Source organism: Nocardiopsis chromatogenes YIM 90109 (assembly GCF_000341185.1).
Classification (GTDB): domain Bacteria; phylum Actinomycetota; class Actinomycetes; order Streptosporangiales; family Streptosporangiaceae; genus Nocardiopsis_A; species Nocardiopsis_A chromatogenes.
The window spans coordinates 21,245-31,216 of record NZ_ANBH01000027.1 but is presented as its reverse complement, the minus strand read 5'-3'; the positions used below and the strand labels follow the sequence as shown (position 1 = coordinate 31,216).

The window sequence follows — 9,972 nt, the reverse complement described above, 5'->3', positions numbered from 1 at the left end:
GGCCCCGCCGTTCGCCCGCCGACCGGGCCTCCTCCAGCGCGGCACGGGCCCGGTCCCGCTCGGCCGCGGCCTCCGCCGCCACCGGCCCGGCCTCGCGGGCGGCCGCCGCCGTGGCGCACGCCAGCTCCGCCGCCCACGGCACCAGCGCCTCCAGGTCCTCCTCGGCCTCCTCGGGCACCGGCGAGCGTCCCGCCTCGGCCAGGCGGTGCGCGGTGGCGCGCACCTCCTCCTCGGCGCCGGAGGCGGCGCGCGAAAGCGCGGCGGCGCGCTCGGCCAGCCACTTCTCCACGTCGGCGAAGACCCCGGCGTCGAAGATCCGCTCCAGGGACGCCACGCGTTCGCGGGCCCCCGCCCGCAGGAACCGCGCGAACTCGCCCTGCGGCAGCAGCACCACCTGGCAGAACTGGTCCAGCGTCAGCCCCAGCAGGTCCGAGACGATCTGCCCGGCCTCGTCGGGCCGGTTGGTCAGCCCCTTCCACCCGTCGGGGGTGGACTCGGTGACGACCGCCTTGGCCTTCTCCTCGGTGGTGCCCGAGCCGCGCAGCTTCGGACGCCGCCAGGCGGGCGAGCGGGTGATCGACAGCCGCCGCCCGCGCACGGTCAACTCCAGCGACACCTCCGGCCTGCGCCCGGCCGGGGCGTGCGTGGAGCGCGGCGACCTGGCGGCCTCCCGCACCCCGGGCACCCTGCCGTACAGGGCGAAGCAGACCGCGTCCAGCACCGAGGTCTTGCCCGCTCCGGTGGCGCCGTGGATGAGGAACAGGCCGCCGTCGCCGAGGCGGTCGAAGTCGACCGTCTCGGTGCCCGCGAACGGTCCGAATGCCTGGACGGTGAGGGTGTGCAGACGCATCAGAGACGGGGCTCCCGGGCGGCGGTGGGCGAATCGGCGGGGGCTTCAGGGCAGGCGGGGGCTTCAGGGCGAGCGGTGGCGGGGACGCGGGGCCGTCGCATCAGGCGGACGCCTCCCGCGCGCGCAGCTCCTCGAAGGCGGCCCGCACCAGCTCCCGCTCCTCCTCGCAGGCGGACTCGCCGCGCGCCCAGTCCACGAAGTCCATGACCAGCTCCGGCCCCGGCCGGTCGCGGTGGCCGCGCGCCCACTGAAGGTCGTCGCGGTCGGGCGCCCCCTCGGGCGCGAAGTCCAGGTTCAGCACGTGCGGGAAGCGTTCGCGCAGCCGGTCCATCGGGAACGCGGGCCGCACCGGGTCGGTCAGCGTCACCTGCAGCCAGTGCCCGGTGTAGGCCTCCCACCCGGGATCGGCCAGAAGGTCCTCCAGCCGCCCGGACAGGCGGGCGATCGGGCGCGGCACCGGCGCCTCGGCGAAGTCCGCGCGCACCGCCCCCGACCGGTCGACCTCCACCAGCCAGGCCCCCTTGACGTGGTGCTCCTCGGAGAAGGAGTAGGCCAGCGGCGAGCCCGAGTAGCGCACCCGCTCCGACATGCGCTGGCGGCCGTGCAGGTGCCCCAGCGCCACGTAGTCGGCGCCGTCGAACAGGGAGGCGGGCACGTGCGCCGCGCCGCCCACCGCGATGTCGCGCTCACTGTCGGAGGGCGCGCCCCCGGTCACGAACGCGTGCGAGAGCACCACCGACCGCGTCCCCCGGGGCCGCTCGGCCAGGTCGGCGCGGACCAGGTCCATGGCGTGGCCGAGCACCGCCGGGTGCCCGCGCCCCCGCAGCCCCCAGTGCCGCCGGGCGATCTCCGGCTCCAGGTAGGGGATGCCGTAGAAGGCCACCGGGCCGTGCGCGTCGTCGAGCACCACGGGCGCGCCCACGCCCTCCAGGGAGCTGCGCAGGTGCACGCCCGCGGCGTCGAACAGCCCCGACCCGTAGTCCAGCCGGGCCATGGAGTCGTGGTTGCCGCTGATCAGCACCGCCCGCGCACCGGTGCCGCGGATCCGGCGCAGCGCCTCGTCGAGCAGGCGCACCGCGTCCACCGGGGGCAGCGCCCGGTCGTACAGGTCGCCGGAGACCACGACCGCGTCGACCCGCTCGGCGCGCACCGTCTCCACGAGGTGGTCGATGTAGGCGGCCTGGGCGTCCAGCAGGTTCTCCCGGTGGAAGGAGCGCCCCAGGTGCCAGTCGGAGGTGTGCAGGATGCGCATGTTCCGGGAGCGTACTGCAGGCGCGCACCGGTGCGGGGGCGCAGTGCCGATCCGTGCGGGGACGGGGCGCCGTCAGTCCTTCTTGCGGGCCATGGTCAGGCCGTCGCCGATGGGCAGCAGCACCACGTCGGTGCGCTCGTCGGCCAGGGCCGTGTCGTTGAAGTCGCGGATGCCCTGCACCGCCGGGGCGTCCTCGGCGGGGTCCACCACCCGCCCGTGCGAGAGGGTGTTGTCGACCAGGACGATGCCGCCCGGCCGCATCCGCGGCACCAGCTCCTCCCAGTAGTCCACGTAGCCGGTCTTGTCGGCGTCGATGAACGCCAGGTCGAAGGCGCGCGAGTCGGGGAGCGCCCGCAGCGTCTCCAGGGCCGGGCCCAGCCGGAGCTCGATCCGGTCGGCCACGCCCGCCAGGTCCCAGTACCGGCGGGCCACATCGGTCCACTCCTCGCTGACGTCGCACGCCAGCAGGGAGCCGTTGCGCGGGTCCAGGCCGTGTGCGACGCAGATGGAGGAGTAGCCGGTGAAGGTGCCGATCTCCACCGCGTCGCGGGCCCGCAGCGTGCGGGCCATCATCGTCATGAAGGTGCCCTGCTCGGGGCCGATCTGCATGCCGACGCTGTCGGGGTACAGCCGCGCCGTCTCCTCGGCGAGGTCGCGCAGCACCGGGTCGACCGGGGCGCTGTGCGCCACCAGGTACTCGTACAGTTCCGGGGTGAGGGACTCCGTGGTTCGCGTCACGGCCGACATGCTATCCGGCGGCGCCTCAGGTGTGCGGCAGCAGTTCCGGCCAGTCGAACAGGTAGAACCCGTACAGTACGACGGCGATGGTCAGCGCCGGTGTGACCACGTTGCGCTCGACCTTGCCGTCGGTCGTGAAGCCGATGTTCTGCCCCACCCGGTAGCCGGTGAACGGCCACAGCAGCGGCACCCCCATGTGGGTGGCGATGTCCCCGGCGAAGTGCAGCAGGCAGCCCAGGGCCACCGCCGCGCCCAGCCACGTGTAGTCGGTGCCCGCGCTGTACAGGGCCAGCGTGATTCCGGCGGTGACCATGGCGTTGATGACGCCCGAGGCGGTCCGGTTCTTGTCCATGCCGAAGCCCAGGCCGTTGAAGGCGATGCCGACCAGCAGGAACACGAAGATCTGCGCGGCCATCTCCGACCAGAGCGTCATCCCCTGCGCGATCGCCCCCATGATCAGGGCGAACACCAGCGAATGGGTGCCGTTGCGGTGCCCGCCGAACGCCCAGTTCAAGAACGCGCCCAGGGTCTTGGTCACGATTCCGTAGGTCTGGGTGATGGTGGCGCTCTTGTGGTCCAGGTCGGGGACGAGCGCGGCCCCGGCGCACACCAGGGCGCCCGCGATGATCTCTCCGGGGCCCATGTGGAAGGTGATGCCCAGCACCTCGGTTCCGTCCAGAACGGGAACCAGTGCCATCCAGCCGACCGCGCCGCTGAGCGCGTGAGAGTGCCCCATCATGTGCGGCAACGCTAGCGGCCCCGGTCATTCATGGCGAATCGGCCCGGAAAAGGAGGTTTCGGCGGGCGGTTTTCCCCGATCCGAAAATGGCGTCCGGGTGCAGGGGAGGGGCCGGAAGCGGAAGATCGTGAACATCCTGTGACGGTCAGGGTGTAAGTCGTTGACGCTTTTCTGTGCACGCTGGTAGACAACCAACAACCGGCCGCCGGTTCGAGGTTCCCCCGTTTTCCCAGCGTGAAGAGGGGTCGCCGACCATGCCCACCGCCTTTCCCCCGATCCCGACCCGGTCCCCCAGACCCTCCCGGCGGCCCGGCGGCCCCGGACGCCCGCGCCGGGGCGCCCTGCGCGCAGCCGCCGCGGCAGCCGCACTGGCCCTGGCCGCGGGCACGGCCGCGCCCGCCGCCGCGGATTCGGCCGCACCCGAGGGCGACACCCTGACCGTGGCCGTCTCCCAGCCGGTCGACACGCTCAACCCGTTCCTGGCCCAGCTGCTCATCTCCACCAGCATCCACAAGGCCGTCTACGAGCCGCTGGTCGCCTACGACGCCGAGACCAACGAGCCCACCGGCGCGGTCGCCGAGTCCTGGGAGACCTCCGACGACGGCCTCACCTGGACCTTCACCATCCGCGACGGGATGACCTGGAGCGACGGCGAGCCCGTCACCGCCGACGACCCGGCCTTCACCTACAACGCGATGATGGAGGACGAGGAGGCCGCCACCGCCAACGGCAACGCCGTGGCCAACTTCGAGTCCGTCACCGCCGTGGACGACTCCACCCTGCGCATCGAGCTCGACGAGCCGCAGGCCACCATGCTCTCCCTGGACGCGCCCATCGTCCCCGAGCACGTGTGGTCCGGGGTCGAGGACTTCGGCGACTTCACCAACGAGGACTTCCCCGTCGTCGGCAGCGGCCCCTTCACCATCACCGGCCACGAGCCCAACCAGTCGATCACCCTGGAGGCCAACCCCGACTACTGGCGCGGCGCCCCCGAGTTCGAGCGGCTGGTCTTCCGCTACTTCGCCGACAAGGACGCCGAGGTGGAGGCCCTGCGCAAGGGCGAGGTGTCGCTGGTCGCCGGGCTGACCCCGGCCCAGGCCGACTCCCTGGAGGGCCAGGACGGCATCAGCGTCAACAACGCCACCGGCAAGCGGTTCCAGGGCTTCACCGTCAACCCCGGCGCCGAGACCCAGGACGGCGAGGAGTTCGGCGACGGCCACCCGGCCCTGCAGGACAAGACCCTGCGCCAGGCCATCATGATGGCCATCGACAAGGACGAGCTGGTCGAGAAGGTCTACGGCGGCTACGCCGAGCCCGCCGAGGGCTACATCCCCGCGCGCTACGACCGCTACTACTGGGAGCCCGAGGGCGAGGAGCGCCTCGACTTCGACGTCGACGCCGCCAACGCGATGCTCGACGAGGCCGGGTACGAGACGGGCGACGACGGCATCCGCACCTCGCCCGACGGCGACCGGCTCGAACTGCGCATGCACGTCCACAACGACCGCCCCGACTACGTCGCCATGGGCAAGATCTTCGTCGAGCGGCTGGCCGACATCGGCATCGAGGTGGACAACCAGACCGTCGACCCCGGCGTGCTCAGCGACGCCCTCTACGACGCCGAGTACGACCTCATCTGGACCGGGTGGTCGGTCAACCCCGACCCCGACTACGTGCTGGGCATCCACACCTGCGACGCGCTGCCCGAGGAGCCGGGCACCATGCGCGGCGACGCCTACTTCTGCAACGAGGACTACGACGAGCTCTACGACAAGCAGCTCGCCGCCTGGGACGACCCCGACCAGCGGGCCGAGTACATCAAGGAGATGCAGGCCATCCTCTACGACGAGGCCGTGGTCAACGTGGTGACCTACGCCAACACCATGGAGGCCTACCGCTCCGACCAGATCTCCTCCATGCAGGTCCAGCCCGACCCGGGCGGCAACCTGTTCGGCCAGGACGGCCACTGGAGCCTGTCCACCGCCGTGCCCGCCGAGGGCGGCCAGGGCGGCGGCTCGATGTCCGGCGGGGTGATCGCCGCGATCGCCGCGGCCGTGGTGGTGGTCGCCGGGGGGATCGGCTTCCTGCTCTGGCGCCGCCGCGCGGCCACCGCCGCGGACCGGGAGTGATGGCCCGCGCCTGACCCGGGACCGCGCCTGACCCGGGCCCGGGGCGGCCGCCGCCCCGGGCCCCGCAGACCCGGTCACCCCCGCCCGACGCCCACCGGCACCGACCCGCCGCCACCGACCCGCCGACCCGTGAAGGGGCCCGCGTTGACCCGATCAGCGACCGCCGCGGCCGCGCCGCCCGAGGAACCGGGCGCACCCGGCCCCGGCGCCGCGCCCGGCGGCCCCTCCCGCGCCGTCCGCATCCTGCGCTACCTGGGCGGCCGCCTGCTCACCGCCGCGGTCTCCCTGCTCGCGGTGATGGTCACCAGCTTCTTCCTGTTCCGCGTCCTGCCCGGCGACCCGGTCCGCGCGATGACCGAGGGCCGCGAGGTCTCGGTGGAGCAGCTGGAGGAGCTGCGCCGCCAGTTCGGCCTGGACAAGCCCCTCTGGCAGCAGTTCGCCGACTACTGCCTGGGCATCCTCCGGTTCGACTTCGGCACCTCCTACCAGTACCGGGTCCCGGTCGCCGAGCTCATCGCCGAGCGCATCGGCCCCACCGTGCTGCTCGCCGGGACCGGGACCCTGGTGGCCGCCCTGCTCGGGCTGGTCCTGGGCACCCGGGCCGCCTGGCGCCGCGGCTCGGCCGGGGACCGCGCCACCACCGCCGTGGCGCTCACCCTGTGGTCGGTGCCCTCCTTCTGGCTGGGGCTGCTGCTCATCGTGGTGCTGGCCTCGGGCGCCGGGTGGCTGCCCGGCCTGTTCCCCACCTCGGGCATGTCCACCCCGGGCGTGCAGGGCGGGTTCGACTCCGCGGTGGACGTGGCCCACCACATGGTGCTGCCGGTGGCCACCATGGTCGCCGTCGTCTACGCCCAGTACCTGCTGATCATGCGCTCCTCGGTGCTGGACGAGATGGGGGCGGACTACCTGACCACCGCCCGCGCCAAAGGGCTGCGCGACGCCCTGGTGCTGCGCCGCCACGCGGTGCCCAACGCCCTTCTGCCCACCGTCACCCTCATCTTCCTCAACCTGGGGCGGGTGATGGGCGGCGTCATCCTCATCGAGACCGTCTTCGCCTGGCCCGGCCTGGGGTCGCTGTTCTACTCCGGCCTGCGGGTCCCCGACCTCCCGCTGGTCCAGGCGCTGTTCGTCCTGTTCGCGAGCGCGGTGATCATCATGAACCTGCTGGCCGACCTGGTGTACCCGCTGCTCGACCCCAGGGTGCGCACGTGAGCGCCCCGGCGCCCTCCCGCCGCGCGCTGCTCTGGGCGCGGCGGCGCGCGGCCTGGGGGGAGTTCGCCCGCATCTACGCCCAGAACCGTGCGGGCCTGTTCGGGCTGGCGGCGCTGGCGGCGGCCGCCTTGACGGCCCTGTGCGCACCGCTGTTCATCGACGCGGCGGAGCTGGCGGTCACCGGCGGGCCCGGAGGGCGGTTCGAGGCGCCCAGCGGCGAGTTCTGGCTGGGCACCGACGCGTTCGGGCGGTCGGTGCTGGCGATGGTGGTGTGGGGCGCGCGGATCTCGCTGACCGTGGGGTTCCTGGCGGCGTTCGTGTCGGTGGCCCTGGGCACGGTCATCGGCATCCTCGCCGGGCACTTCGGGGGCTGGTCCTCCAACCTGCTGATGCGCGTCACCGACTGGTTCCTGGTGCTTCCGTCCCTGGTGGTCGCGGTCGCGCTGGCCGCGGTCATGGAGCGCAGCACCCTGACCATCATCCTCGCCATCGGCGTGACCGCCTGGCCCGCCACCGCGCGCGTGGTGCGCGCCCAGACCCTGTCGGTGGAGGCGCGCCCGTTCATCGAGCGGGCGCGCGCGTTGGGCGGCGGCCACCTGCACGTGATGAAGCGGCACGTGCTGCCCAACGTCATGCCGGTGGTGCTCGCCCAGACCACGCTGCTGGTCGCCGAGGCGATCGTGATGGAGTCGACCCTGTCCTTCCTCGGCCTGGGCGACCCGTCGACGATCTCCTGGGGCGGCATCCTGCAGGAGGCCCGCAACGCCGGGGCCATCAGCTCCGGCATCTGGTGGTACATGGTCCCGCCGGGCCTGGCCATCGCGCTGGTCGCGCTCTCGTTCACCCTGTGCGGGCGGGCACTGGAGGGCGTGTTCAACCCCAGGCTGAGGGAGCGCCGGTGAGTACGGACGAGGGGGCGCGGGCGCCCGACGCGGCGCAGGGGCCGGACCCGGCCCCGCTCCTGCGGGTCGAGGACCTCCGGGTGGACTACCGCACCGCCGGCGGGCGGGCGCCCGCCGTGCGCGGGGTGTCGCTGACCCTGGAGGCCGGCAGCAAGCTGGGCGTGGCCGGGGAGTCGGGGTGCGGCAAGTCGACCGTCGCGCTCGCCCTGCTGCGCCTGCTGCCCAAGTCGGCGCGGGTGGGCGGCTCGGTGCTGCTGGACGGGGAGGACGTCACGGCCATGCGCTGGGGGCGGCTGCGGGCCGTGCGCTGGGCGGGCGCCTCCATCGTCTTCCAGGGCGCCATGCACGCGCTGAACGCGGTGCGCCGCGTCGGCGACCAGATCGCCGAGCCCATGCTGCTGCACGGCACCGCCCCGCCCGGCGGGACCCAGGCCCGCGTCGCCGAGCTGCTGGAGAGCGTGGGGCTGCCGCGCTGGCGGGCCCGCTCCTACCCGCACGAGCTGTCCGGCGGGCAGCGCCAGCGGGTGATGATCGCGATGGCGCTGGCCTGCGAGCCCCGGCTGATCATCGCCGACGAGCCCACCACCGCGCTGGACGTGATGGTGCAGGCGCAGATCCTGCGGCTGATCGACGAGCTCGTGGCGGGCAGCGGCATCGGCCTGCTGATGATCAGCCACGACCTGTCGGTGCTGGCCGACACCTGCGACCGGCTGGCGGTGATGTACGCCGGGCGGGTGGTCGAGGAGGGCCCGGCCGCCGAGGTGGTCGCCGCCGCCCGCCACCCCTACGCCGCCGCGCTCAGCGCCGCCTTCCCCCGCGTGGGCGACCCGGCGTCGCGGATGGCGCCGCGCGGACTGCCCGGCGACCCGCCCGACCCGGCGGCACTGCCCGAGGGGTGCTCCTTCCGGCCGCGCTGTGCGGTGGCCGAGGCGCGGTGCTCCAGCACCGACCCGGACCTGTGGGCGGCCGGGGACGGCGGCCGCCGCGCCGCCTGCGTCAAGGTGCTGGAGGAGGCCGTATGACCGCCGAACTGCAGAAGAGCACCCCGCAGGACGGCCCCCGGGGCGCCGGCGGGGGCGCGCGCCCGGAGGGGGAGCCGCTGCTCAGCGCGTCCGGGCTGAGCGTCGCGTTCACCGGGCGCGGCGGGCGGGGCACCGCCCGCGCGGTCGACGGGGTCGACCTGGACCTGCACGCCGGGGAGATCCTGGCGCTGGTCGGCGAGTCCGGCTGCGGCAAGACCACGCTGGCGCGCACCCTGCTCGGGCTGGAGCGGCCCACCGCCGGGCGGGTGCTGTTCGAGGGGCGGCCGCTGGCCTACGGCACGCGGGCGCTCAAACGCTACCGGCACCGGGTGCAGCTCGTGCAGCAGGACCCGTCGGGCTCGCTCAACCCCCGGCACACGGTCTACGACGCGGTCGCCGAGGGGCTGCGCATCCACGAGGGGGCCACCGCCGACGAGGAGCGCCGGGTGGCCGACGCGCTGTCCCGGGCCGGGCTGCGCCCGCCGGAGCGGTTCTACCTGCGCTACCCGCACGAGCTGTCCGGGGGGCAGCGCCAGCGGGTGGTGATCGCCGGGGCGCTGGTGCTGGAGCCCGAGGCGCTGGTCGCCGACGAGCCGGTGGCCTCCCTGGACGCCTCGGTGCGCGGGGAGATCCTGCGGCTGCTGCTGGACCTGCGCGCGGACCTGGGGCTGTCGGCGCTGGTGGTCACGCACGACCTGGGCATGGCGTGGAACATCGCCGACCGGGTGGCGGTGATGTACCTGGGCCGGGTGGTGGAGGCGGGCCCCGTGGAGGAGGTGCTGGCCGAGCCGCGGCACCCCTACACGCAGGCCCTGATGTCGGTGCTTCCGGAGTCCGGTGCCGGGGAGCCCCAGGTCCTGGCGGGCGAGCCGCCGGACCCGACCAGGGTTCCGGGCGGGTGCCGGTTCCACGCCCGGTGCCCGGTGCTCGCCTCGGGCGAGGCGGAGCGCGCGGGCGTGGACACCGCCTGCAGGACGCAGGACCCGGGGGTGCTCTCCGGCAGCGGCCCGGCCAGGGTGGCGTGCCACTACGCGGCACTGGGGCGCGGCGGGGACTGAGCGGGCGGGCCGCCGCGAATCGGACCGCGCCGCCCCGGTGGCCGGATGCGGACGCGGACGCCCCTCTCCC

General features: G+C 74.1%; 9 protein-coding genes. 5 read left to right on the top strand and 4 right to left on the bottom strand.

The window, feature by feature from the left end:
* From D476_RS31845 to D476_RS0102550, 4 genes are all read right to left on the bottom strand, one after another.
* Nucleotides 1-850: AAA family ATPase (locus D476_RS31845; protein WP_017622420.1), on the bottom strand; the 850-nt coding region annotated here is incomplete at its 3' end.
* Between the two features lie 100 nt (nucleotides 851-950).
* Complete coding sequence (locus D476_RS0102560) at nucleotides 951-2,102, bottom strand: exonuclease SbcCD subunit D (RefSeq protein WP_017622419.1); 1,152 nt, start codon at nucleotides 2,100-2,102, stop codon at nucleotides 951-953.
* Between the two features lie 72 nt (nucleotides 2,103-2,174).
* Entirely contained in the window at nucleotides 2,175-2,849 is a 675-nt protein-coding gene (locus D476_RS0102555) for an O-methyltransferase (protein ID WP_017622418.1), read from the bottom strand.
* 16 nt (nucleotides 2,850-2,865) lie between these two features.
* Entirely contained in the window at nucleotides 2,866-3,579 is a 714-nt protein-coding gene (locus D476_RS0102550) for a metal-dependent hydrolase (protein ID WP_017622417.1), read from the bottom strand.
* 254 nt (nucleotides 3,580-3,833) lie between these two features.
* On the opposite strand from D476_RS0102550, the gene D476_RS0102545 reads away from it, so the two are divergent.
* The 5 genes from D476_RS0102545 to D476_RS0102525 all read left to right on the top strand — a co-directional run bounded on the left by D476_RS0102545 (nucleotide 3,834) and on the right by D476_RS0102525 (nucleotide 9,902).
* Nucleotides 3,834-5,708, top strand: a complete 1,875-nt coding sequence (locus D476_RS0102545; RefSeq protein ID WP_017622416.1) for an ABC transporter substrate-binding protein — start codon at nucleotides 3,834-3,836, stop codon at nucleotides 5,706-5,708.
* 144 nt (nucleotides 5,709-5,852) lie between these two features.
* Nucleotides 5,853-6,920 carry an ABC transporter permease gene (locus tag D476_RS0102540; protein WP_017622415.1) on the top strand — a complete coding sequence of 356 codons (1,068 nt, stop codon included), beginning with the start codon at nucleotides 5,853-5,855 and terminating at the stop codon, nucleotides 6,918-6,920.
* Nucleotides 6,917-7,822, top strand: a complete 906-nt coding sequence (locus tag D476_RS0102535; RefSeq protein WP_017622414.1) for an ABC transporter permease — start codon at nucleotides 6,917-6,919, stop codon at nucleotides 7,820-7,822. The genes D476_RS0102540 and D476_RS0102535 overlap by 4 nt, the downstream gene beginning before the upstream one ends.
* Complete coding sequence (locus D476_RS0102530; RefSeq protein ID WP_017622413.1) at nucleotides 7,819-8,844, top strand: ABC transporter ATP-binding protein; 1,026 nt, start codon at nucleotides 7,819-7,821, stop codon at nucleotides 8,842-8,844. Before D476_RS0102535 ends, D476_RS0102530 begins: the two co-directional genes overlap by 4 nt.
* Nucleotides 8,841-9,902, top strand: coding sequence for an oligopeptide/dipeptide ABC transporter ATP-binding protein (locus tag D476_RS0102525; protein ID WP_017622412.1), 1,062 nt, complete (start codon nucleotides 8,841-8,843; stop codon nucleotides 9,900-9,902). The genes D476_RS0102530 and D476_RS0102525 overlap by 4 nt, the downstream gene beginning before the upstream one ends.
* Nucleotides 9,903-9,972 lie beyond the last annotated feature (70 nt).